This is a genomic window from Terrisporobacter mayombei (genome assembly GCF_020748465.1).
Classification (GTDB): Bacteria; Bacillota; Clostridia; order Peptostreptococcales; family Peptostreptococcaceae; genus Terrisporobacter; species Terrisporobacter mayombei.
Genome location: NZ_JAHZMP010000001.1, coordinates 92,124 through 115,340 on the forward strand (window position 1 = coordinate 92,124; position 23,217 = coordinate 115,340).

At 28.2% G+C, this 23,217-nt stretch carries 23 protein-coding genes and 1 riboswitch; of the genes, 1 reads left to right on the forward strand and 22 read right to left on the reverse strand.

From position 1 onward, the window contains the following. Positions 1 to 25: 25 nt before the first annotated feature. The 22 genes from K0039_RS00545 to bcaP all read right to left on the reverse strand — a co-directional run bounded on the left by K0039_RS00545 (position 26) and on the right by bcaP (position 22,707). Positions 26 to 1,234, reverse strand: coding sequence for a cation:proton antiporter (locus K0039_RS00545; protein ID WP_228103112.1), 1,209 nt, complete (start codon positions 1,232 to 1,234; stop codon positions 26 to 28). Positions 1,235 to 1,284: 50 nt separating this feature from the next. Beyond that, positions 1,285 to 1,357, reverse strand: a riboswitch (Fluoride riboswitch). 34 nt (positions 1,358 to 1,391) lie between these two features. After that, positions 1,392 to 2,645: an ABC transporter permease gene (locus K0039_RS00550; protein WP_228103113.1), complete on the reverse strand. Its 1,254-nt coding sequence runs from the start codon at positions 2,643 to 2,645 to the stop codon at positions 1,392 to 1,394. Further along, positions 2,645 to 3,559 (reverse strand): ABC transporter ATP-binding protein, encoded by a 915-nt coding sequence (locus tag K0039_RS00555; protein ID WP_228103114.1) that lies wholly within the window; start codon positions 3,557 to 3,559, stop codon positions 2,645 to 2,647. The genes K0039_RS00550 and K0039_RS00555 overlap by 1 nt, the downstream gene beginning before the upstream one ends. Positions 3,560 to 3,813: 254 nt before the next feature. Next, a complete protein-coding gene (locus K0039_RS00560) occupies positions 3,814 to 4,728 on the reverse strand; it encodes a DUF2935 domain-containing protein (RefSeq protein ID WP_228103115.1) in 915 nt (304 codons plus the stop codon). 243 nt (positions 4,729 to 4,971) lie between these two features. Then, positions 4,972 to 5,766, reverse strand: a complete 795-nt coding sequence (proC, locus tag K0039_RS00565) for a pyrroline-5-carboxylate reductase (RefSeq protein WP_228103116.1) — start codon at positions 5,764 to 5,766, stop codon at positions 4,972 to 4,974. A 64-nt stretch (positions 5,767 to 5,830) separates the two neighbouring features. Next, entirely contained in the window at positions 5,831 to 6,658 is an 828-nt protein-coding gene (locus K0039_RS00570; protein ID WP_228103117.1) for a glycyl-radical enzyme activating protein, read from the reverse strand. Then, the gene (locus K0039_RS00575; RefSeq protein ID WP_228103118.1) at positions 6,603 to 8,993 is read right to left on the reverse strand and encodes a glycyl radical protein; all 2,391 of its coding nucleotides are present in this window, start codon (positions 8,991 to 8,993) and stop codon (positions 6,603 to 6,605) included. Before K0039_RS00575 ends, K0039_RS00570 begins: the two co-directional genes overlap by 56 nt. 169 nt (positions 8,994 to 9,162) lie before the next feature. Further along, positions 9,163 to 10,062 carry an AraC family transcriptional regulator gene (locus K0039_RS00580; RefSeq protein ID WP_228103119.1) on the reverse strand — a complete coding sequence of 300 codons (900 nt, stop codon included), beginning with the start codon at positions 10,060 to 10,062 and terminating at the stop codon, positions 9,163 to 9,165. A gap of 277 nt (positions 10,063 to 10,339) precedes the next feature. Next, positions 10,340 to 10,786, reverse strand: a complete 447-nt coding sequence (locus K0039_RS00585; protein WP_228103120.1) for a GNAT family N-acetyltransferase — start codon at positions 10,784 to 10,786, stop codon at positions 10,340 to 10,342. Positions 10,787 to 10,822: 36 nt separating this feature from the next. After that, positions 10,823 to 11,434: a hypothetical protein gene (locus K0039_RS00590; RefSeq protein ID WP_228103121.1), complete on the reverse strand. Its 612-nt coding sequence runs from the start codon at positions 11,432 to 11,434 to the stop codon at positions 10,823 to 10,825. A 308-nt stretch (positions 11,435 to 11,742) separates the two neighbouring features. Then, positions 11,743 to 13,770 (reverse strand): ABC transporter permease, encoded by a 2,028-nt coding sequence (locus tag K0039_RS00595; RefSeq protein WP_228103122.1) that lies wholly within the window; start codon positions 13,768 to 13,770, stop codon positions 11,743 to 11,745. Beyond that, positions 13,760 to 14,527, reverse strand: coding sequence for an ABC transporter ATP-binding protein (locus tag K0039_RS00600; RefSeq protein WP_228103123.1), 768 nt, complete (start codon positions 14,525 to 14,527; stop codon positions 13,760 to 13,762). The genes K0039_RS00595 and K0039_RS00600 overlap by 11 nt, the downstream gene beginning before the upstream one ends. Before the next feature lie 140 nt (positions 14,528 to 14,667). Continuing rightward, complete coding sequence (locus tag K0039_RS00605; protein WP_228103124.1) at positions 14,668 to 15,708, reverse strand: sensor histidine kinase; 1,041 nt, start codon at positions 15,706 to 15,708, stop codon at positions 14,668 to 14,670. Between the two features lie 2 nt (positions 15,709 to 15,710). Continuing rightward, the gene (locus K0039_RS00610) at positions 15,711 to 16,379 is read right to left on the reverse strand and encodes a response regulator transcription factor (protein WP_228103125.1); all 669 of its coding nucleotides are present in this window, start codon (positions 16,377 to 16,379) and stop codon (positions 15,711 to 15,713) included. 50 nt (positions 16,380 to 16,429) lie between these two features. Beyond that, positions 16,430 to 17,155, reverse strand: a complete 726-nt coding sequence (locus K0039_RS00615) for a hypothetical protein (protein WP_228103126.1) — start codon at positions 17,153 to 17,155, stop codon at positions 16,430 to 16,432. A gap of 105 nt (positions 17,156 to 17,260) precedes the next feature. Beyond that, positions 17,261 to 17,599, reverse strand: coding sequence for a DUF2812 domain-containing protein (locus tag K0039_RS00620; protein WP_228103127.1), 339 nt, complete (start codon positions 17,597 to 17,599; stop codon positions 17,261 to 17,263). A gap of 112 nt (positions 17,600 to 17,711) precedes the next feature. Continuing rightward, positions 17,712 to 18,524, reverse strand: coding sequence for an ABC transporter permease (locus K0039_RS00625; RefSeq protein WP_228103128.1), 813 nt, complete (start codon positions 18,522 to 18,524; stop codon positions 17,712 to 17,714). Next, positions 18,518 to 19,216: an ABC transporter ATP-binding protein gene (locus tag K0039_RS00630; protein WP_228103129.1), complete on the reverse strand. Its 699-nt coding sequence runs from the start codon at positions 19,214 to 19,216 to the stop codon at positions 18,518 to 18,520. Before K0039_RS00630 ends, K0039_RS00625 begins: the two co-directional genes overlap by 7 nt. Further along, positions 19,217 to 19,585, reverse strand: coding sequence for a GntR family transcriptional regulator (locus tag K0039_RS00635; protein WP_228103130.1), 369 nt, complete (start codon positions 19,583 to 19,585; stop codon positions 19,217 to 19,219). It lies immediately after the preceding gene. Positions 19,586 to 19,839: 254 nt separating this feature from the next. Continuing rightward, positions 19,840 to 20,454, reverse strand: a complete 615-nt coding sequence (locus K0039_RS00640; protein WP_228103131.1) for a flavodoxin family protein — start codon at positions 20,452 to 20,454, stop codon at positions 19,840 to 19,842. 110 nt (positions 20,455 to 20,564) lie between these two features. Then, entirely contained in the window at positions 20,565 to 21,173 is a 609-nt protein-coding gene (locus K0039_RS00645) for a DUF2284 domain-containing protein (protein WP_228103132.1), read from the reverse strand. A 124-nt stretch (positions 21,174 to 21,297) separates the two neighbouring features. After that, positions 21,298 to 22,707, reverse strand: coding sequence for a branched-chain amino acid transporter BcaP (bcaP, locus tag K0039_RS00650; protein WP_228103133.1), 1,410 nt, complete (start codon positions 22,705 to 22,707; stop codon positions 21,298 to 21,300). Positions 22,708 to 23,075: 368 nt separating this feature from the next. Between bcaP and K0039_RS00655 the strand changes: the two genes are divergently transcribed. After that, entirely contained in the window at positions 23,076 to 23,216 is a 141-nt protein-coding gene (locus tag K0039_RS00655; protein WP_228103134.1) for a hypothetical protein, read from the forward strand. Position 23,217: the final 1 nt, after the last annotated feature.

The following is a 23,217-nucleotide window of genomic DNA, read 5'->3' on the forward strand; positions in this document are numbered from 1 at the left end:
ACTATCCTTCTATAATTTAAGAAATTTAATTAGCAACTTTGTCTGTCACTTCTTTATTATCACTACAAAGAAGTTTTTTATAAGTGCTGTCTATTCCTATGGCCCCAAATGGTGCAGTTATAATTATGGCAAGAACTGCCACAGTTAAAACTATATTCCCACAAGCAAGACCCATAGCTAATGGCATACCTCCAATAGCTGCTTGTACTGTAGCCTTTGGCGTGTAAGCTATCATGCAGAATACTCTTTCCTTCTTAGAAAGCTTTGTTTTTATTAGACAAACAAAAACTCCAATCATTCTAATCATTAAGGCAAATAATATTACTATTACTACTGGTATTCCAGCTGTAATTGCATATTTTACATTTACAGTTGCTCCAACTAAAACAAATAATACTATTTCTGCAGCTAACCATAACTTGTTGTATTTATTTGATAACCTCTCTGCTAACACTTCATATTTTGCTTTAATTAATATTCCCATACTCATAATTGCCAGTAATCCGGACATAGGAATTACATTTTCCAAGCTATTTTGTAATTCTATCAATAAGAAAGAAACACTAAGTATTATTATTACCTTTATAGAATCTCTAAAATGAACTTTCTTAAATATTTTTATTAATACAATTCCCATAAGTACACCAACTAATATTCCCATTATTATGGAAATTGGTATTTGAGCAAAACTTGATAAAGACATGTCTCCACCCTTTGCCAAATCTGTAAAAGCAGTAAATAATACTATTACAAAAATATCATCAACTGATGCACCAGCCATAATTAATTGTGGAATACTATTTTCTTTTCCTATTTTTTGTTCTATTAAATTAATCATTCTAGGAACAATAATAGCTGGAGATACGGCTGCAACCACAGCTCCCATAATTGCTGCTTCTAATACTGTAACTCCTAGTAATTTTGGTGCAATCAAAACAACTGCCAAAATTTCAAAACATGCAGGCACAAAACACATTAATACAGCAGGACGACCTACTTTTTTCAAATCTTTTACATCTAGAGATAAGCCTGCTCTGGTTAAAATAATTACAAGAGCCAATTGTCTAAGATCTGGTGAAATACTTAATATTTTATCATCCAATAAATTAAATGCATAAGGGCTTAGTAAAATCCCTGTAAAGATCATTCCCATTAAGCTGGGTAATTTTAACTTATTAAATATACTTCCCATTAATAAGCCAAGTAAAAAAATAATTGCTAAACTTGTTAACATCTCTACCTCCTATTTTTTGCATAAAAAAAGCTGATAATTTCCGTGACAAAATAATCACAGAAGTCATCAGCATAAATGCGGTTTAAGTATAAACTTTGGGAGAACTTCATTCCCGTGTTTTTATTTTAACATGATTCGCATTTTTATTCAATCAATATTATTCTCTTTCACTTTTAATCCATTTTAAAGCATTTTTCAATTTTATAGGATTTCCATACATTAATGTAGCCATTCTATATATCTTAGCTCCACCCATTCCTGCTAATACCGTTGATGCTATTAATATTAGAGCAGATATTACGAATTCCGCTGACGTAACAGCACCTGTTGCAACCCTTACTATCATGGTCATTGGAGATGCAAATGGTATATATGAACAAACCTTTAATACTATACTATCTCCGTTAGTTAATCCAAATATACTTATGAAAAATACTACAACAAATATCATTGTAATAGGACCAACGCTTGTTCCTATATCTTCTGTCTTTGATACTAAAGCTCCTAATGCACCATATATAAATGAATAGAATAAGTAACCTAATATTCCAAATATAGCAAATGTGGCTAATAATTCTGAAGGAATTTTAAATACATTATCTAACATTCCATTCCACACTTCACTATTTGCCTTATATGCAATAAATGTTGATGACATTATTATTCCAACTTGTGCTATACTTGCTATTGCACCTGCAATAACTTTACCAAAGATTAAATTATTTGCATTTGTACTAGTAACTAGGACTTCTATTGCTCTATTACTCTTTTCTGCAGTTATTCCCATAGCAATTAATTGACCATACATTATAATCATCATATATATAATGAAAATTAATATGTATGCGTAGAAATAATTATTAGCACTATCTTTGCCTAATATTTCAACATTAGAAACTATTTGAGTATTATATATTCCATCTACCTTCTTAAAATCCATTCCTTCACTAGTAATTTGTTTTTCTCTATATATGCTTTTCAAAACTTCATCAAATATAATTTTATTTTCATCATCAAACTTAGTATTTTGAACAACATAGTTATATTCAGTTAAGCTGTTTATATCAAAACCTGCTTCTACATCTTGATTCTCAACTAACTTATTCAATTCATCTTGATTTTTTACCACTTTCCAATTTGAGTTTGGAAAATAAGCATTTAATATTTCTTTATTAGATATAATATTGTTTTCATCATATATTGCAAAATCAGTTTTATCTTCTTCTGCAGCATCTTCTACTTTAGTTTTATTGTTATCTACTTCTGGTAATATGGATGACATATCTATAAAGTTTGGTAGAGATAATCCAATTATCATCGCTAAGGCAATTATTACAGTACTTATTATAAAAGATTTCTTTTTGAAATAATTGCTAAGCTCAAATTTTAATACAGTAAGAAATTGTTTCATTATTCCTCACCTACTTTCTTTACAAATATATCTGTTAAATCTGGTTCATATGTGGAAAACTTCTCTATGTCTATATTTTCTTTTAATATTTTTTCTAAAAATTCATTTTTCGTTGCATCATTAAGTAGCTCTAATACTAAATAATCCTTTTTAACTTCATTTACAGTTACTAAATCCTTAAACTTATCTTCACACATAGATTTTAAATCATTCAATTTTAAGTTGCTTGCACTTAATATTAATCTATTGTTACCAAATTCTTTCTTTATTTCTTTAAGATTTCCACTTAAAGCAATCTCACCTTTATTTATTATAACTATATCTTCACAAAATTCTTCAACATAACTCATTTGATGGCTAGAGAATATAACTAGTTTATTTTGACTTATTAATTCTCTTACAGTATCTTTAAGTATTTGTGCATTAACTGGGTCTAGCCCACTAAAAGGTTCATCAAGTATAACTATTTCTGGATCACAAACTAAAGTTTGCGCTAATTGTACCTTTTGCTGATTCCCTTTTGACAAACTATCTAGTGTTCTATTTGCATATTCTTCTATGCCTAACTTTTTAAGCCATATCTTTGTACTTTCTTTTGCATTTTTTGCTGTCATGCCTCTTAGCTGCGCTAAATAAATTATCTGCTCTGTAACTTTCTTTTTAGGATATAAACCTCTTTCTTCTGGCAAATATCCAATTTGATAGTTTCTTGGTTCGAATTTCTTTCCATCTATTAATATTTCACCTGAGTTAGCTTTAAAAACATCCATTAATATACGAATTGTTGTCGTTTTTCCTGCTCCGTTTCTTCCTAATAACCCAAGTGCCTTCCCACTTTCAACTGAAAATGATATTCCGTGCAGTACTTCATTTTCTGAAAAACTTTTTCTTATCTCCCTTACATCTAACCTCATACATTCCTCCCTTAAAATAGTCATCTAGTAAATAATATATTAACATCATTCATGTTTCAAGTTAATTTTCCTTAAGAAACAAAATAAGAAAGATAGATTTTTTATAATTTTTATCTATCTTTATGGTACAATCATATCTCTTTTTACAATAAGTTTGTACGAAACCCCAATGAGTTAAAAGGACTTCATAAAGATAACATAAAAATAACCGTATCGCTTACTTGTGATACGGTTACTTATTTCACATACATCAATTACATTTCTTTATAAGTTTCTAGTAATCTAATATAATGATTTGCTTCTCTTAGTACATGATCTGCAAGAAGCGGTAGTATTATAGATTTAATTTTACAGCTAGCAATACCTTCTGTACCTGCTTGTTTAAAATTCTTAAGTTGAACAGTTTGATTTAAAGTTTGATTTGTAACACTGTTTATTGTCATATTTGTCATATTCTGAGCCTCTTTAATTAAATCCTTAAATGTATCTGCAAATTCATCTGCAGTTTCAATTAAGTTATCTTCTGAAGGGTCAAGTAATCCCCTTATAAAAAGTGAATGTTCCATCATAATTTGATCCCAGAATAATTCAGTTTCTCTAGTATCTTTAGAATCAATATCAACTCTATTTTGAAGATCATCTATTAATGAATAATATAACTCAGCTTCACGAATTATATGTTCAATAAGTAACGGGTAATTAACAGTAAATAAATTGCACGATAAAACACCATCTAATATTGTCTTTTTAAACTTAATAAGTCCGCTAAGAAGCATTTTTGCATTCGTATTAAGTTGATTTACATAGTTTACTAAATTAGAGCTAACATTAGGATTTTGTCCACTGTGTAGTTTCGATTCCATATTAGTTATATTTTGATTTATCTCTATACCTGTCAGTGCCTGAGTCTTTGCTTCTGTTCCTGATGTGAAATCAGTTATAATTTCTCCTGAGTCTAAAACAATAGGTCTTATTATTCCATTACTAGCACTAACTGTATACAATAATAATTTTTCAAATTCATTTTTATAATGTTCTGCTCTTTTAGCAAGCTCTGAGTCTTTAGGCGTGAATCCAGCCTCTAAAAAAAGTGAATGTTCTTTCATTATTCTTGAAAAAAACAAATGTAACTCAAGTGACAAAATAGCATATCTTTGATCGTTTATCATAATGCCCCCTTAAAATACTTTTTCTAAATTCTATGCATTACAATACTCATTAATGATAAAAGCTATATAATATTTTCTAATACTCCAGTTTAGTACATGATAGCAAAGTGACACAAGCAATGATTTATTATCTACTATATTTATAATGATAATATACTCCATATATTTTTTACATCTAAAACAAAAAAGACTTGAAGATACTCTCCAAGCCTTAATAATTTATTAAAGATCTAAAAGATTCAATTACATATTTTTTGACTTATAAGTACAAGCTTTCATCGCTTCCATAATAGCGCTTCTCATACCCTTATTTTCTAATACTCTTACAGCTTCTATTGTAGTACCTCCAGGAGAACAAACCATGTCCTTTAATTCCCCAGGATGCTTCTCAAGTTCTAGTACCATTTTAGCACTTCCATATACAGCTTGTGCTGCAAATTTATATGCTTGACTTCTTGGCATTCCATCCGCTACTGCTGCATCTGCCATAGCTTCTATAAGCATAAATACGTATGCTGGTGAACTTCCACTAACGGAAGTAACTACATCCATTAAATTCTCACTAACAACCTCAACTTTGCTAAAACCACTTAGTATATTACAAGTGTAGTCTAGTTCATCTTTTGAAACCTGATTATTACAGCATACAGCAGTCATACCCTCTAGAACCATAGCTGGTGTATTTGGCATTGTGCGGACAATTTTTATTTTCTTATCAAATTCTTCTTCTATCCATTGAATAGTTTTACCTGGTGCAATTGTTATTACAATTTGATTTTCCCTTATAATATCCTTTATATCATTAATAACATCTGCATAAAATTGAGGTTTTACTGCTAATACTATAACTTCAGATTTTTCAACTACCTCTCTATTGCTACATGTAGCAGATATATTAAAAGTTTCCTTTAATTTTTCACGACCTGCAGCAAATAAGTCAGAAGCAATAATTTCTTCTCCTTTAAAAATATTATTCTTTATAATCCCACTTATCATTGCAGTAGACATGTTTCCACATCCTATAAATCCTAACTTCATTTTGTCTTCTCCCTTATTCTCTAATTTTGTATTTTATAAAGTTTTATTATTTAGTTTCATCTAACTAAATTTCATCCATATGTTTACCTTTTATTTTAACTGCATTATTTACAATAGTTTTTTTGAATATTTCTGCAGTACTCTTGAGCTTTGACTCTTCTAGAGCCTTAATATTTTTTAATTCATACTCTTTTCCCAGCTTTTTATAAGTATCAATACCCAATGTATGATAAGGCAATAGCTCTACTTCCACAATATTTTCTAACTTTCCTAAAAAAATAGCTATTTCTTCCATATCTTTTTTATTAAAATTGACTGTTGGGATTACAGGTATTCTTATATGAATTCCTCCATTAAAATTCTTATTTAATCGTAGTAAATTCTCCTTAATCTTAGAGTTGGAAACTCCTGTATAAAAAATATGACTTTTTTCGTCTGCAAGTTTGAAGTCAACATAAATATCGTTCAAATATGGAAGAAGTTTTTCTATTTCACTATATTGAGAAAAAAAGCTAGTTTCAATTGCAGTATTAATGCCATGTTTTTGACATTCCATTAATATTTCTTTTGCAAAGTCTGCTTGAAGAAGGACTTCTCCTCCACTAATAGTCAATCCTCCTCCAGAGTGAAAGAAGAATACCTCATCTTTACATACTTCGGATACTACTTCATAAACTGTCATATCCTTTCCATATCCATACTCAATCTTTTTTTCCTGTGATTCAGGAGTTGAGCACCATTTACATCTAAGTGGACATCCCTTCAAAAATACTACTGTTCTTAATCCTTCTCCATCATGAATAGAGGCTCTCTCAATTCTAAGTACTATTCCTTTTTTAACCACAGCTACACTCATAGAAGTTTTTTTGCTCTGTTCTTCCAATAATTTCATCTTGCACATCCTTTCCAAGCTCAGTAAAGTATGCAGTATAACCAGCAACACGAATTAGTAAACCTCTATACTCTTCTGGATTCTCCTGTGCTTTAATTAGTGTTTCTCTATCAATTACATTAAATTGAACATGGAAAATCCCAAGGCTACACATACTCTTAAGTAGTGCCATCATCTGCTGTATTCCATTTTCACTATTAAGCATCTCTGGTTCTATTTTCATATTTAATAAGGTTCCTTGAACAAAACGATCATGAGGTAAATTGGCAACTGATTTTAAAACAGCTCCTGGTCCATTAAAGTCTGTGCCTCCATTTGGGCTTACTCCATCAGCCAATGGTTTCCATGCATTTCTTCCTGAAGGTAATGCTCCTACTTCTAGCCCAAAAGGTGTATTGCCTGATACAGGTAAAATTCCTGGAGTCATAGTTCCAAACTTACTCTTATATATTTCAATTTCATCTGCCATAAATGTAAACATTTCTGCTGCTATATCATCTACGGTTTTATCATCATTTCCATACTTTGGTGCATTGTCACAAATCGCTTTTATCTCTTCATAACCTTTAAAATCACTATCTAAGGCATTTATTAATTCTTCTATTTTTACTGATTTATTATCATATACTAAATTCTTAATAGCAGCCATACTGTTTACAAAATCTGCAATTCCAATAAGAATAATTCCATTTCCTGTATTATACTTAGCTCCACCCCAAGCATAATCCATACCTTTGTCAACACATTCCTTAAAAGTTAAAGAAAGTGCTGGAACAACTCTATCCATACAAACATCGTCAATTACATGACTTCCCTTTACAACTGCTCGGATTACATATCTAAGTTGTTCTTTAACAGCTTCTTCGAATTCTTCATAACTCTTAAAGTTATTAACTTCTCCAGTCTGCACAGATACAAACTTTCCACTTTTTCTATTTATACCATTTGTCATAACAAATTCAATAATACCACCAAGATTAATGTCTGCAAGAGCAGTATAATGTTTAAGTCTTCCCTCTAAATTTGTTTCAACACACCCACACGGATTCCAGTCAAAGGCTTCTCTAAGTGGAATTCCCTTATTCATAAGCATTCGTGTTCCTATATCATCATTATGGAATGCAGGAAATCCTGTCCCAAGACCAATAAGTTCTACAATTTGGCGTAAAAACTTATTTGGATTTTTTGCAAGACTATATCTCACAGATAAAGATGGTTGATATAACTGTACATCCATAGTTGCTTGTAAAATTAAATAAGATAAATCATTTACCGCATCTCTACCACAGATATCTACTCCTCCAACACACACATTTTGAAACATTGGATATCCTGCCGCAAATTCAGCTGTAACAGCATCTTGGAATAAGCATGGCTCAGAAAACTTTACCCAAAGACAATCTAATAATTCTTGTGCTTCTTCTTCTGTAATCACACCTTTTTCCATGTCAGCTTTGTAATATTGATATAAGTATTGATCCATACGTCCAGGATTGTAACTTGCCGCATTTTGTTCCATAAAAATACAAATCTGATAAATATACAAAGATTGTAAAGCTTCTCTAAAAGATCTTGCAGGATATCTTGGTACATGGTAACATGCACTTGAAATATCTAAAAGTTCTCTTTTTCTATCCTCATCATCTTCTATTTCAGCTAGTCTCTTTGCCTCAAGAGCATATCTATCTGCAAGAATACAAATTCCTTCAGCAGAAATTAGTAAAGCTTGTAGATAGTTATCCTTTTCAATGTTACCTGGAACTGTTAAATCTAAAACTTCTCTTTTTTCTTTTATCGTTTTAGTAATTCCTTCTATTCCTTCTTCAATTACCTGGGTATATCCGGCTGTAACTTCTCCAAATCCTCTAACTGCCTTTCGATTAATATAAACCTGGCCAACATCCCTTAACTCTTTACAATCTTTTGGTATTTGCTTTAGCCAAGCTTCGTAAGTAGATCTTCCCTTCCAAAAAGGTTTTATTTCATTTAAAAATATTTCTTTATCCTCTGAACGTAAATAAAAAGGATCATATCTTCTATTATTAATAGTCTCTAGTTCCTCATCTAAGATAGACCAACAAGTATCTGCGCAAAGAATACCTCCTCGCATTTTACTCCCTGAGCACCCTACAATTAATTCTTTATCCCATATTTTCACTGTTTTTTCCATGCATTGCTTTCTAAATGCTTTTGCTTTTTGAATGCAAAGTGGTTCTCCTTCTGTCTCCCTAAAACTAGATGTTAAAATTCTTGCATTCTCCAAATCCATCTCAGGTTTTGTATTAACAACTCTATCTTTCATAAACTTAATACGTTCTAAATATTTTGGCTCCATTGGTGCCCCCCCTTTTCATTATTTATAAATAGTTTACCAATATCCTTTTCCTCAAACTATTAAATATCAATCTAAAAATATAAGATTCTTAACATCTTTTATTTTGATAACCTGTAATTTTATGTAACTAAAAAAAGAATCGGATATTTCTTAAGAAATTTCCGATTCTTTATTTTCCTATTTTTCTATATTTATTTGGCGTCATATTATTTCTTTTTTTAAAACATTGTATAAAATGACTAGTATCATTAAATCCCACTTGAAATGCTATTTCTGTTATTGATGCTTGTGTATTACTTAAAAGTTCCATACTTCTAGCTATCCTATAACTAAGTAAATATTGTAGGGGGCTTTCATGAATCATATTATTAAAGCATCTACAACACTCTCCTTCACTAACGTTTGCTATACCAGCTATATCTGCTAGATGAATATCTTTTGTATAGTTCTCATGAATATATGAAAGCATTGTATATATTCTTTCTTTTTTCATAATATAATTTTTCGTATGAGATTGTAGCTTATTACCAGAATTATCAATTAATATGTACCATATATTAACAAGTTTTAAAGATATTAAGTACTCCCACATTTTCTTTTTTTCACTAAGCATTAACTCTTGAAGCTCCCATAAAATCACAAGAATTTGATTTTGCCAATTCACATTAGAAGCTAATACAGTTGCAGGTAAAGCATAATTATTAGTATATGGACGTACATTGTCTTGTTCCATTCTACTACCAGCAAAAAATCCCAATATTTTTTCTGGAAAATTAAAGCTAACATACATTCCATTCTCAGTTAAATCTGTAGTTATATGTAGTAAATTTCTATTAATAAAAATCGCCTGACCACTTTCTAAAACGTAATTAACACCATTAACTTGCATTTCCACCTTTCCCTGAGTTACCAATGTAAATTGAAGCTCTTCGTGCCAGTGAAGATCAAAAAATCCTCTTCCCCTTGGAATAATTTGATTTCTATTTACAATATACATTCCAACAGGAAATGCATTATCATTGTATTGATTAATTTCGTGAAGTTCTTTATTTCCTCTTTGATTATCCATCTAAACTCTCCAATATTTAAACTTACTTTATAAATTAAACATAATTATACCATATTCTCTAGTGCGAAAAAATAAGCAAAGTTTAATATATGAAACTGTATTTAAAACTTAATTTTTAAATACTTATCTATAATTTTGTAATACTTCTTAATCGAATTTGTATGATATCCTGCTCAGGAAAATCTCTTGTTTATTTATTAAACATAAAAATAGAGTAACAATTTTCAATATTATTACCCTAATTTCTATCTATTCAAAAATATTATAAGCTGAACTGCTATTTCAATTTCATATGCAGTATAGGGAATGGATTACCTTGTTCATCAAATTCTGATCTTTTAAATATATCGAATCCCATATGTTTATAGAAGCCTACTGCTTTTATATTTTGTTCATTTACATCTACATATTTTATGTTCAATATGTTTACTGCATATTCTATAAGTTTTTTGCCGATACCACTACCTCTATTGTCATTACTTATAAATAACATTTCAATTTTATCATCATATACCCCCATAAAAGCTTTTATAATACCTTTTTCATTCCTTACACATAAAAGTTTACTAACATAATTAACGCCTTCAATAACTTGAGGTTTTATTGAGGTAATATCCTCTTCACTTAAAAAATCATGTGTTGATCTTACTGATGATTCCCAAACATCTAGTATATTATCCATATCATTTTTATCAATACTATGTAAATTTTCTATTTTTATCAATTTGTAATTCCTCCTAAGTATATCTGATACTCTATATTATATTTCTTTGCTGTAATCTATTCCTAATACGGAATTTTTATGTATATCTTCAAGATCATCATTCTTGAACTCACCACCATATGATAACCATACTCTAAAGTTACCTTGATCAGATTTATAATAGATATATTCCTTATTAACTTCTTTATCTAGCACATAATCCACTTTTTCTATATCATCTGGAAGTACTTTTTTTACTAATTTTATGGCCTCATCATAAGTCAAATTAATTGGACTACCTTCTGAAAAATATGTAAAGCCTTCTAAAATACTTTTATAAAAAACATCATTCTTTATTGATTCAGCAGGATATACAATAACTTCATTTTCTGTTGTTTTTTCAGAACTATTATAAGTCAACTCTTCTTTTTTTACATTTTCATATCTCCTGTTAATAACAGAATTGTCAATTTCACCACTACTAGCATCTACATATGGTATATGATTTTCTATATCACTAGTATTTGAATTATCTACGGTTATTTCTTCTGTATATTCCAATGATTTTGAGTCTGTACTTTTTTCATCATTCTTACTTTTATTCCTGCATCCCATTAACAAAATAGATGACACACACATAATTATAATAGCATTTTTACTAATTTTCATATTTACCTTCCTTCTATAATATTTCTATGGTTTTATTGATTCTTTATTAGAGTACAAGTACTTATTTATCTATATTATATTTGAATAATATTTGTTTTGCATTATATTTCATTTTCCCAACTACACCTTAAAATACTTCTAACAATATTTATAGAATCATGTTTATTTAGCATAATAAAAAAGCTGACTAATACTTCGTATATAAATCAGCTTTTATCTAGGTAAAAGTATTCTTTTTTAATATTTTTGAGAACTATCTATTTAATTAGTCTATCTTAATAATTTATTGCACTTGTCTTGCCATACTATTACTTATTTACGATTCTCTTATATCCTCTATATGTTCCATAGAAATATACACAATAAACAGCACATATAATACATACTGAAATTATATTATTGCCTAAAGTATCGTAATCTCCAAATATTTTTATCACATCATTTGCTACCTGTATTCCAAATATACTATGAACTAAAGCTAGAAGTATGGGTATAGCAAAGTATAATAAAACTTGTATAAATATTGATCTATTTATCATATTTGAACTAACGCCTAGCTTTCTTAATATTTCATATCTACCAACACTTTCTATTGCCCCTGACAATTGACTAAGTCCAAGAACTGCCGCACTGGCTATTAAGAAAATTATTCCTATATATAACCCAACATATAAATACATACTAGATGAAGCCATATTTCCCTCTAATGATATAATTCTTGTCATTGCACTTATTTTCACTGCTTTATTTTCTTCATATTTTTTGCCTTCAGTCATGCATTTTTTAAGATCTTTCACTGCTTTATTTTCTGTTTCCTTCTTATCACCAGTATAATTTAAACTTAAACACTTTTTAACCAAACTATAATTATTAATATTTTCATCCTTAACTACTAGTGTTGCAAAATTTCCACTATTTAAAGTGTCTTCTATTGAATTAAATCCATATTGGCTATTAACTTCAAAGTCCTCTTCTCCAATTTTCATAGTCTTATTTTTGTTCACATATTCTTTAATTGAAGGTTCTATTGTAGACATATCAGTAAAAAGAAATACTTCTTTGTCTTTTAAATTTATGGTCTCTTTATTTTGCATTTTCATTAATTTATTATAATCTGATAATTTTACAATAGGTACATTAAAATCTCTCATACTATTTATTTGTCTAGATAAAAAATCATCTGTAGTGCTTTTAAACAACTGTTTAAATTTTACTTGTGAATTATATATGTTGTAATCCAAATATTCATTTGTATAATCTTTTATGTTAAATCCTATTTCTTTTACTGTTTCACTTATCTTTTCTTTTGAGGCTTTTAAATTTTCTTGTTTTTCATATGTGTGTGTCAAAGTCATATCATAAGGCGCTAAGAATTGTGCTGTGTTTTCCATTGCACTTTTTGTTCCTATGGACGCTGTATACATTCCTATGGAAACAAATAGCATTAAACAAATAACACTCATAGAGATATAATTTGTATTTATTTTGCTATTTAGTTGTCTCAAAGTAAATGTGTTAAGGTTTTTTAAATATTGGTTTTTGCTACTTTGTATTACTTTTATTAAAAAGCCTGCCAAAGCTCTAAAAAACAATACAGTTCCAACTATTCCTAGTACAATTGATAATTTGAATTTATCATTTATATTTGTTAATCCATTTTCTAAAATTAATTTATATGCCACTGCCAAGCAAATCACTGATATAACAAATAAAATCACTGATAAAATTAAATTTGTACCTTTTAATTTTTCATTATTTCTATCACCGTTTATAAGGTTTATCAACTTACATCTTGATACTAGAATAAAGTTAAATACCATAGAAATAAAATACATAATCCCAAAATAAAAAATAGTTTTTAGACATGCATCTTTTGAAAAAATAAATTTATATTCAGTCATGTCTATAGCAAATAGTTTGTCTGTAACTCCTGCTAGTCCTTGGGATAAAAACACACCAATAAATATTCCAACTACTAAGGATAATATGCCCACTATAATTGTTTCATAAAATAACATAAAAGCTATTTTACTTCTACTAATACCTAGTGTCAGATATATTCCAAACTCTTTATTTCTTTTCTTTATCAAAAAATTATTTGCATATAATATTAAAAACCCAAGTACAAATGACACAAATACAGATACCATGGATATTATCTTATTAAGAGCATCAAGAAAAATCTTCTGTGTGTCTGATAAATCCATCATTATAGTTTGAGATTCTATGGAATTAAAAATATAAAATATACAAATACCCAATGCCAATGTGAAAAAATATATACTATAATCTTTTATACTTCTTTGTACATTTCTTCGTGATAGCTTAAATAACATTGCTAGTGTCACCTCCAAGAAATGTAACTACTTCTATAATTCTTTTGAAAAATTCTTTTCTATCATCATTTCCTCTTATTAATTCGTTGAATATCTTTCCATCTTTTATAAATAAAATTCTTTTACAATAACTAGCTGTAAAAGCATCATGAGTTACCATCATTATTGTTGAATTTAAACTTTCATTTAAATTAGACAAGTTTTCAAGCAGTACTCTTGCAGATTTTGAATCAAGTGATCCTGTTGGCTCATCTGCTAAAATTAAAGATGGGTTAGTTATTATAGCCCTACCACAAGCTACCCTTTGCTTTTGACCTCCTGATATTTCATAAGGGAATTTATGTAATATATCTGAAATATTTAATTTATTTCCAATTGATTTTACTTTTTCATCAATGTTAACACCTTTCTCCCCAATTACTGATAAAGCTAAAGATATATTTTCGTAAACTGTTAAGGTATCTAATAAATTAAATTCTTGGAATATAAATCCTAAATGTTCTCTTCTAAATTTCTCTACATTTTTTCTTGAGAAAGTAGTTATATCTTTATTTTCTATTAATATAGTTCCTGTAGTTGGCTTGTCAATGGTGGCTATACAATTTAAAAGTGTTGTTTTACCACTACCACTAGGACCCATAATACCTATAAATTCTCCTTCATCCACTTGAAAAGAGATATTGTTTATTGCTTTTGTTAAATTTCTTTTATTACCATAATATTTTTCTATGTTTTTAACTTGTAAAACTGTGTTCATTGTCCTTACCTCCATAACCAATTTATACTTATATTATATAAGCCTTAGAGGTTTGCATTAATAACATAACCTTACGACAATCTTACAAAAAGGTAAGTTTACATTATCTCTCTGTAATATTTCACCAAATCAGAACTTCTTTAATTTATCTGAGTCATACTCCCCTTAGGAAATGTTATTTTTACTGTTGTTTCTTCATTTAATTTTGAATCTATTTCTAATCCTAGATACATCTTATCTGCCAGTTTTTTAGATATATAAAGCCCCATACCTGTTGATTTCTTAAACTCTCTACCATTAATTCCTGTAAAGCCTTTATTAAATACTTTTTTCAAATCTTTCTCATCTATACCTATTCCATTATCCTTTATAAAAAATTCTATATAGTTTTTACTTTCCTTTGTGTATATAGTAATTTTACCAGGTTCACATTTTAACTTTTCATTTATATCTTCATTGCTTATATACTTTATAGAATTTGTTATTATTTGGTTAAGGACATATTCTAACCATTTTTTATCACAGTACACATTGCTGTGAAAGTCTTGCAAATCTATAATTATTTTATTTTCTCTTATAAGCTTCTTATTTCTTCTTATTGTATTACTTATACATTTTTTTAGATCTGTTTCTTTTATTATGTAATCTAGCTCTACTTCATTACTTTTAGAATAATAAAGTGCTTGTTCTATAAAGTTTTCTATTTTTTCTATTTCTTCTAAAACACTTAATGTATGTTCATTTTTGTTATTCTCTATAATCAGTTTGCTAGCTGATATAGGTAATTTTACTTCATGTATCCACAAATCCAGATATTCCTTATATTCTTCTTGATTAAATTTATATAAATTTACTTCTTCATTCATTGCTTTATCTGTAACACTTAAGACATTATATAGAAATTTCCCCTCTAAAAAAGAAGGTTCTTCCATTACCACTGACAGCAAATATTTTTTATCAAGTTCCCTTAGAGATGTTTCTACCTTAGTATAGTAAGCATTTTTTCTTATATAATCATGTGCAAATTCTATAGAAGTTAATACTATCCATAGAGTTATAATAAAATTTATAGCTATATTTTCAATTCTAGATAAGTGCAGGATATATATTACAAAAACTAGAAATATTAGCCTTAAAATTATAGATAAGCTTTTATCTTTTATATAATCTTTTATTTTCATAATTATGGCATTATATAGCCTCTTCCCCTCCTAGTTTCTATATATCCTTCGCATTTTATTTCTTCTAATTTTTTTCTAAGCCTATTAATATTTACAGTTAGTGTATTATCATCTATAAACAAATCCAAGTCCCATAAATAATCCATCAAGTCTCCTCTTGAAACTATTTTTCCTTTATTTTTCATCATACAATTTAATATTCTAAATTCATTTTTCGTCAACTCTATTTCTTTGCTTTCAAATGTAACAGTGTTTCTAGATAAATCTAATTCTAGTCCTTTATATATAATTACATCTGTATTTTCTTTATCATAAGTCCTTTTTAAAATTGAGTTTATTCTTGCTAATAATATTTGTGTATTATAGGGCTTTGTAATAAAATCATCTGCTCCCAAATTAATACTCATAAGCTCATCCATTTCTGTATCTCTACTAGTAACTACTATTATTGGTACATTAGATTTTTTTCTTATTTCACTACAAATATAATATCCATCGTATATAGGTAAATTTATATCTAACAATACTAAATGTGCATTTTCTTTTAAAATATCCCCTACTATATTTTCAAATTTTGATAAACAAATCACTTCGTAATTGTAGTTAACTAAGAAGTTCTTAAGCTCTGCTCTTATTTTTTCTTCATCTTCTACTATAATAATTTTTTTCATTATTTTAAAACTCCCCCTAGTAACAAATATTGCATGTTAATTTTCCTATACTATAAATTTAACAATTTTTCTTTTATAAAATTAATTTTACTCTTATTATAATCGCCTTCTATATTTAAAATTAAAATCACATTATCATAAACTATTATTCTCTCCTCTGTTGAATTATCAATATAAATCTCCTTTGCTCCCCAATTATTGAATTCTTCACCACTTGTATATTTTTCATATTTGCTTCCCATATTAGCATAATTTGTTTTCATATATTGCAGTGCATTATTCATTATATTTTTATGTTTACTTTCAAATACTTCATAACTAATAAACCCGCCATTATTTTCATTTTCTATATAAGTACCATCATCACTATAAGTTTCATAATAATATGTTGAATCACTAAAAGAGTAATATTTTCCTAAAAATGATTTATATTTAGTTGTACTACAATCACGCTCAGATTGAATTTTTATATTATAATCTTCAAGGACTATTGGCAAACTTTCTTTTGAGAATGAAGTTCTTGGAGATATTTCAAACCCATCAAGAAAACCAATTATTAAATTTAATATAAGTAAAGTCATAATTAAAAAATTTAATCCCACATCAAAAGTAGATCTTATTTTTATCTGCTTTAAGCTTTTATATTTAAATTCTTTTTTTATAAAATAATTAATATACCAAATTATGCTTAAAATTAAATCTATTCCTAAATATATTAATGATAAAATTACTATAACATAAAAGCCAACCCATCTATTATTAGTCACAGATTCCATATAGGATCCACCTAAATAAAAATCATCACATTTAAAAATAAAATAAAATAATAGTATAAATGCTACTAATGAAATAACTTCTTTTATAACTAAAGATTTTATACTTTATACAGATTTACTTTTAATTTTTTTATTGTTACTTTCTTCTGAAATACTTATTTGAAAAATATTATTACCACAAACAAATTCCCAGTTATGCTCTTTGCAATATTTTATATATGTCATCTTATCTATATAACTATCACCATCAAAATTCTTTCCAAGTGGGTCAACATTATATTTAAAATTACTTTTATCTGTTTTTACAAAAGTCAAATGGTAATTTTTTATCTTATTCAACAACCATCCTTTCTTTGCCATTTCATTTAGATAGTTTTCTAAAGTTTCACAATCTGCTTCATCAAAGCATAAAAACACTATTTTTTTATTTCCCCCAATTTTCATATACTTTTCTCCACTTAATTTATTTTCTACTCTATTTATAATGATAATATACTTGATTTGTTTTTTCCATTTAAAACAAAAGACCTGAAGATATTCTCCAAGTCTTAATAATTTATTCAAGATTTAATTTTTTATTTAATATCCAATTAGTTAATAAGAACAGTACTGTTACTATAGCAAGACCTATTATTAAGTCTAGTGCTATATATTTGAAGTTTGAAACTATAAAATTACTTGTAATTTCTAGACCTGCAACTGATCCTAAAAGATTATTAGTCACAAAATTATAAATATTAGTTATAATTAGATTTATTATAAAGAATAACACTACTCCTGCTGCCACTCTATGCTTGCTAAGCTGCGGTAATTGACCAACAGATAAAGATAAATAAATTATTAATACAAATATACTATAATTTATTAATATACCTAAAATCATATAAACAATAGACTGTATCCCTTCAGCCAAAAATCCTGAATGTGTAAATACCTTGAATAATTCTAATATATTAATATCTCCACCGATTGAACCCATTATTATATATGATAATGATGCCACAATAGCACTAATAATTGCATATATTAAAGCTACTAAAAGTTTAGATAATATTAAAGAGCTACTTTTTACAGGTAGTGTAAACATTAAATACCCTTCTTCATCAAGTAAATTTTTCTTAAATCTTTGAATTGTAAGAACTATAGTAATTACAAATAAAGCGACAAATAAGGCAACTAGTATTAATGATAATATCCCTTGAGTGTTGTATGCACTAGGGTCCATAGGAAGTCCATCTACTGCTTCATTTTTAAAATTTACACCGAGATTTACTCCATTTATTGCTGCTAATATCAGTATCCCTAAGTACAATGGAAAAAATATTCTTCCACAAGCTTTAAATTCATATTTCATTAATTTACCTAACATTTAAATTCCTCCCTAAATAAAGCATCTATTGATTTACCTTTTTCTTCTCTTATTTCATCCACATTTCCTTGAAGTAATATTTCACCATTTGAAATAAATATTACATCATCACAAATATTTTCTATTTCACTAATTAAATGTGTTGCAATTAATAAAGTAGAATTTTCATTGTAATTTGCTAAAATAGTCTTAAGTATATAACTTCTTGCTGCTGGATCCACACCACCTATTGGTTCATCAAGTATATATAAATCAGCATTTCTTGACATTACTAAAATCAACTGAACTTTTTCCTTTGTACCCTTAGACATGGTTTTTAACTTTTCATTTTTATCTATTTTTAAGCTTTCAATCATTTGGTCTGCTTTTTCCATATCAAAATCTGAATAAAAGTCTTTAAAAAATCCTAATATATCTTTAACTTTCATCCAATCATTTAAATAAGTTTTTTCTGGTAAATATGAAACTATCTTTTTAGTTTCTATAGAAGGCTTCATACCCTTTATTTCTATACTACCTTCATCTGCTTGAAGCAAACTATTCATTAACTTTATCATAGTAGTTTTTCCACTACCATTAGGTCCAAGTAATCCCACAATCTTTCCCTTTGGTATATTTAAGTTTACACCTTTTAAAGCTTCTTTGTTACTGTAACTTTTATATACATTATTAAACTCTACCATATTTTCCATTTAGTCTTCCTCCTTTATATTAGAAATTACAAGATTAATTATTTCATCTTTAGTAAAACCAAGTCTTTCCAAATTTATTTTTAAATTTCTTATTTCCTCATTAGCAACTTCTTCCATCATAGATTTAATTCTCTCCTTATTATCAGTAACAAATCTTCCACTAGTTCTTTTACTGTAAACCAGTCCCTCTCTTTCCAACTCCACCAAGGCTTTTTGCATTGTATTTGGATTTACTTGTGCATCTTCTGCCAAACTTCTTACTGAATCTATTTTTTCTCCTGCCTTAAACTCACCAGAGATTATTTTAGATTTTAATTGCTCCACCAGTTGTATATATACAGGCTTATTATTATCTATATTCCAACTCATTTTTTCACCACCTCATTGTATTAATACTTTAATACAATAGTACAGTAATACAATATATTTATCAAGTACTTTTTTGTGAAAAAGTTCTATTTCGGAAATAAAAAAGCCCTAAGATAAGCTTATTTACTTATTTTTAGGACTTAAATTTATATTAGTTATTTTAGCTAATTTTAATAAAATTCATAAATTTCGATTTTGTATTATTACAGCAATACAATTTGTTTTCATGAAATTTATATGTATTTTATTTATTATTATCTAATAAAGTTTGTCGCTACTCTTTCTTCTTGTTGTGGTAATTCTACCTTAGAGTTTTTCATTGTTTTTAACATCCAAGCCATATTATTTCCTAAAGTTCTCATAACTTGAAGACCTTCTAAATCTTGTTTTGCTTCTTCTGGTGTGTTACCATGAATAGAATTCCAGTACTGAGATGAAACTACTGGCATTTGATTTATTGTAAAATATTTGTTTAAACGATCAAAGGCCGCACTTGCTCCTCCTCTTCTACAACTTACTACTGCAGCTGCAGGTTTATTCTTCATTAAATAAGATGCAGAATAAAATAGTCTATCTAGTAAAGCACATAGAGAGCCATTTGGACCTGCATAGTAAACTGGCGAACCTACAACTATTCCATCAGCTTCTTTTATCTTTTCAAATAAGTTATTATAAAGTTCATCTGCAAATGCACACTTTCTAGTTTCATAACATTTATGACAAGCTATACATCCTTGTATTGGCTTCATTCCAATATGCAAAATTTCACTTTCCACATTGTTATTGTTTAAAGCTTTCGACACCTCACTTAAAGCAGTGTATGTACATCCATTTTTATGTGGGCTTCCATTTATTAATAATACTTTCATCCTAAATCTCCTTTTTAACTTTTATTCTTACTTATTAATTTTAGTATATTTTTTCATAATAATCTTTATATATTTATGAAATTTTTAATAAAAAAATTACTAGGTATTTTTTAAAATTCATCTTCAGTTAAAGTTTCATCTTCCTTAGTTAAGAGCCCTATGGAGTTAAAATAATACTGAGGAAGTTTTCCTCTTTGTGCCCACTTAAGTTCTATATTAAATAAATCTTTGCTTAATTTGTCTACATTTCCTCCCAATGACTCAATAGAATATCTCAAGTCATTTTCATATCTACATTTTTTAGACTGCTTTCTTGTGCACTCATCGCATTTATAGCATTTACCCCATGCTAAACTCACAGAGCCTTCGTATTTTTCTTCTAAATATTTTGTCTTCTCATAAAAGAACTCCATCTGTTTTCTAAACAGCTCTTTAATAAATAAATTAAGTTCTTCTTCATCATAAATTTTTGAAACTACATCTTCCTCAAAAGTAATTTTATATCCTAATACATGTAGGCATTTGTAATTTTTCCAATAATCAATTACATCAAAATCATAAGGTGGACAGCTCCATCTTGTATCATAATTAGGACATTGCTTACAACATTCTAAAAATGTATCCACATCTATGTAATCATTTAAAATATCCTCCACCTTTATTTTTTTATAAAAAACTTCTGTACTATAACTATTATTTAAATAAGATAGTTCATTCAAAATAATTCCCTCCAATCATAATCTCTCTAATACTATTTTAATATATAATTATGCTTTTATATTTATATAATTAAAATTTATATAAAAAAGGTATGGCACTATTTTAGTGCCACACCTCTTTTTACTAATCTACTTTTTCAGCCTTTGTTCCGTTCAACGAGCTGTGCTTGTAACCATAAAATGCATATACTACAAATCCTATAGCAATCCAAATTAGAAATGCAACTTTAGTGAAAGTTGGAAGTTGTAAGATTAAGAATAAACAAAATACAACTGCGAGCATTGGAACTACAGGTACAAAAGGAACTTTAAAAGGTCTATTTAAGTCTGGTCTAGATTTTCTAAGAAGAATAACTGATAATGATACTATAACAAATGCTGCCAATGTACCCATATTAGTTAATTCTGCAACCTTACCTATTGGTAAAAATCCGGCCACTAGAGCTGTTGCAATAAACACTAATACTATACTCTTGTTAGGTGTTCCTCTAGTTTTAGAAACTTGACTAAATCCTTTTGGAAGTAATCCATCTCTTGATAGAGCATAGAATAATCTTGTACTACCATACATCATAACAAGTACAACTGAAGTTATACCACAGATTGCTCCTACTGAAACTAAAGCTGATCCCCAACTAATTCCTACTTTTGCTAAAGCATATGCTACTGGTGCCGCATTGTCTTTAAATTCTAAATAAGGAACCATTCCAGTTAATATAGCAGAAACTACTATATATAAAACTGTACATATTATTAAAGAACCTATTATTCCTTTTGGTAAATCTTTTTGAGGGTTTTTAACCTCTTCAGCTGCTGTTGATACTGCATCGAATCCAATATATGCAAAGAATACTATTGCAGCTCCTGAGAATACTCCACTCCAACCATAAGGCATAAATGGATGCCAGTTTGCAGGTTCAACATGGCTAAATCCTAATATTATAAATAATAATACAACTGCTATTTTTATTGCCACTAATATATTGTTAAGTTTTGCACTTTCTTTTGCACCAAGTAATAATAATCCTGCTATTAATGCTAAGATTAAAATTGCCGGTAAGTTAATTATACCTCCACTTCCAGGTGCTGCTATTATTGCAGTTGGTAGATGAATACCTACTATATTTAAAATATTCACCATATATCCTGACCACCCAATGGAAACGGCAGCAACGGCAACACAATATTCCAAAATTAAATCCCATCCAATTATCCAGCCCCATATCTCTCCTAGACCTACATATCCAAAAGTATATGCACTTCCTGAAATAGGTATCATAGCCGATAATTCTGCATAACACAGTGCTGCAAATGCACATGCTAGACCTGATATTATAAATGATAATACTAATGCTGGTCCAGCATAGTCTGCTGCTGCTACACCTGTTAATACAAATATTCCTGTACCTATTATTGCCCCAATTCCTAGCATCGTTAGTTCAAATGCACCTAAAACTTTTTTCAAACCTTTGCCTTCTTGGTTATGACTCATTAAATTCTCTACTGGCATTTTCCTAAAAATATCTGCTTTCATAATTAACCTCCTTCACCATTTTTTTCTTCAATCTTTGGGATTTTGGAAATTTTTAGGTTACCTTTTTTAAATTTTAATTAATTATATGGATTTTTTATTAAGATATAGTTAAGGACAGGTTAAAAATACGTTAATTTTCTGATAATTCAAATAATTTATTTTTCATAATTTCCCTACAAAATTCATCATAGTTTAAATTTCTAAATTCTAGACTATTCGCCATATACACATAAAATCTAACGAAGTTTATTGTAATAATCTAACAAAATATATTCCAATCAATATTTAAAAAATCTAAAATATTGATAGAAATGTAAGGGATTCTTAACATCAAATTATGTAAAAAATTATTAACCTTAGGTGTAACTATGTCTATGAAAGCTATAACTTATGTAAACTCATATTCTTATTTGAATAAATATCATAAAAATGCCACTGCTCATGAAATGAGAGATAAGTGCCTTGTAAAGCTTGTTATTAGAAATTTAAAAACTGACACTTATATATAAG

What these genes read in the sequence shown, in the direction of transcription:
- K0039_RS00545 (WP_228103112.1), bottom strand. Translation starts at nt 1,234, where the DNA reads ATGTTAACAAGTTTAGCAATTATTTTTTTACTTGGCTTATTAATGGGA.
- K0039_RS00550 (WP_228103113.1), bottom strand. Translation starts at nt 2,645, where the DNA reads ATGAAACAATTTCTTACTGTATTAAAATTTGAGCTTAGCAATTATTTC.
- K0039_RS00555 (WP_228103114.1), bottom strand. Translation starts at nt 3,559, where the DNA reads ATGAGGTTAGATGTAAGGGAGATAAGAAAAAGTTTTTCAGAAAATGAA.
- K0039_RS00560 (WP_228103115.1), bottom strand. Translation starts at nt 4,728, where the DNA reads ATGATAAACGATCAAAGATATGCTATTTTGTCACTTGAGTTACATTTG.
- proC (WP_228103116.1), bottom strand. Translation starts at nt 5,766, where the DNA reads ATGAAGTTAGGATTTATAGGATGTGGAAACATGTCTACTGCAATGATA.
- K0039_RS00570 (WP_228103117.1), bottom strand. Translation starts at nt 6,658, where the DNA reads ATGAAATTATTGGAAGAACAGAGCAAAAAAACTTCTATGAGTGTAGCT.
- K0039_RS00575 (WP_228103118.1), bottom strand. Translation starts at nt 8,993, where the DNA reads ATGGAGCCAAAATATTTAGAACGTATTAAGTTTATGAAAGATAGAGTT.
- K0039_RS00580 (WP_228103119.1), bottom strand. Translation starts at nt 10,062, where the DNA reads ATGGATAATCAAAGAGGAAATAAAGAACTTCACGAAATTAATCAATAC.
- K0039_RS00590 (WP_228103121.1), bottom strand. Translation starts at nt 11,434, where the DNA reads ATGAAAATTAGTAAAAATGCTATTATAATTATGTGTGTGTCATCTATT.
- K0039_RS00595 (WP_228103122.1), bottom strand. Translation starts at nt 13,770, where the DNA reads ATGTTATTTAAGCTATCACGAAGAAATGTACAAAGAAGTATAAAAGAT.
- K0039_RS00600 (WP_228103123.1), bottom strand. Translation starts at nt 14,527, where the DNA reads ATGAACACAGTTTTACAAGTTAAAAACATAGAAAAATATTATGGTAAT.
- K0039_RS00605 (WP_228103124.1), bottom strand. Translation starts at nt 15,708, where the DNA reads ATGAAAATAAAAGATTATATAAAAGATAAAAGCTTATCTATAATTTTA.
- K0039_RS00610 (WP_228103125.1), bottom strand. Translation starts at nt 16,379, where the DNA reads ATGAAAAAAATTATTATAGTAGAAGATGAAGAAAAAATAAGAGCAGAG.
- K0039_RS00615 (WP_228103126.1), bottom strand. Translation starts at nt 17,155, where the DNA reads ATGGAATCTGTGACTAATAATAGATGGGTTGGCTTTTATGTTATAGTA.
- K0039_RS00620 (WP_228103127.1), bottom strand. Translation starts at nt 17,599, where the DNA reads ATGAAAATTGGGGGAAATAAAAAAATAGTGTTTTTATGCTTTGATGAA.
- K0039_RS00625 (WP_228103128.1), bottom strand. Translation starts at nt 18,524, where the DNA reads ATGTTAGGTAAATTAATGAAATATGAATTTAAAGCTTGTGGAAGAATA.
- K0039_RS00630 (WP_228103129.1), bottom strand. Translation starts at nt 19,216, where the DNA reads ATGGAAAATATGGTAGAGTTTAATAATGTATATAAAAGTTACAGTAAC.
- K0039_RS00635 (WP_228103130.1), bottom strand. Translation starts at nt 19,585, where the DNA reads ATGAGTTGGAATATAGATAATAATAAGCCTGTATATATACAACTGGTG.
- K0039_RS00640 (WP_228103131.1), bottom strand. Translation starts at nt 20,454, where the DNA reads ATGAAAGTATTATTAATAAATGGAAGCCCACATAAAAATGGATGTACA.
- bcaP (WP_228103133.1), bottom strand. Translation starts at nt 22,707, where the DNA reads ATGAAAGCAGATATTTTTAGGAAAATGCCAGTAGAGAATTTAATGAGT.
- K0039_RS00655 (WP_228103134.1), top strand. Translation starts at nt 23,076, where the DNA reads ATGTCTATGAAAGCTATAACTTATGTAAACTCATATTCTTATTTGAAT.